Origin of the sequence: Burkholderia sp. HMSC10F09, assembly GCF_001806955.1 — a bacterium.
Lineage (GTDB): Bacteria > Pseudomonadota > Gammaproteobacteria > Burkholderiales > Burkholderiaceae > Burkholderia > Burkholderia multivorans.
In genome coordinates this window covers 1-864 of record NZ_KV786760.1, presented here as the reverse complement: position 1 = coordinate 864, position 864 = coordinate 1, and the positions used below count along the sequence as shown (strand labels likewise).

Sequence of the window (864 nt, the reverse complement as noted above, 5' to 3'; positions counted from 1 at the left end):
GCTCTGGATGTTTCCGATGGCGATCGTCTGCGGCAATACGTTCGTGCTGAAGCCGTCCGAACAGGATCCGATGACGACGATGGAACTCGTCGAGCTCGCACTCGAGGCCGGCATTCCGAAGGGCGTGCTGAACGTCGTGCATGGCGGCAAGGAGGTCGTCGACGCGATCTGCTCGCATCCGCTCGTGAAGGCGATCTCGTTCGTCGGCTCGACCGCGGTCGGCACGCACGTCTACCACCTCGGCAGCCAGCACGGCAAGCGTGTGCAATCGATGATGGGCGCGAAGAACCACGCGGTCGTGCTGCCCGACGCGAACCGCGAGCAGGCGATCGACGCGCTCGTCGGCGCCGCATTCGGCGCAGCCGGGCAGCGCTGCATGGCGACGTCGGTCGCGGTGCTCGTCGGCGCGGCGCGCGACTGGCTGCCCGACATCGTCGAGAAGGCGAAGGCGCTGAAGGTCAACGCAGGACACGAGCCCGGCACGGACGTAGGCCCGGTCGTCTCGCGCGGCGCAAAGGCGCGCATCCTGTCGCTGATCGAGGCGGGCGTGAAGGAAGGCGCGAAACTCGTGCTCGACGGCCGCGACGTGAAGGTGCCCGGCTACGAGAACGGCAACTTCATCGGCCCGACGATCTTCTCGGGCGTGACGACCGATATGTCGATCTATACGCACGAAATCTTCGGGCCCGTGCTTGTCGTGATGGAGGCCGACACGCTCGACGACGCGATCGCGCTCGTCAACGCGAACCCGTTCGGCAACGGCGTCGGGCTGTTCACGCAGAGCGGCGCGGCCGCACGCAAGTTCCAGAGCGAGATCGACATCGGGCAGGTCGGTATCAACATCCCGATTCCGGTGCCGGTGCC

Annotated in this window: 1 protein-coding gene; it reads left to right on the top strand. The window is 66.6% G+C overall.

The window, feature by feature from the left end:
* The coding region (gene mmsA, locus HMPREF3115_RS32500; protein ID WP_256276228.1) for a CoA-acylating methylmalonate-semialdehyde dehydrogenase at window positions 1–864 on the top strand (864 nt) is incomplete at both ends.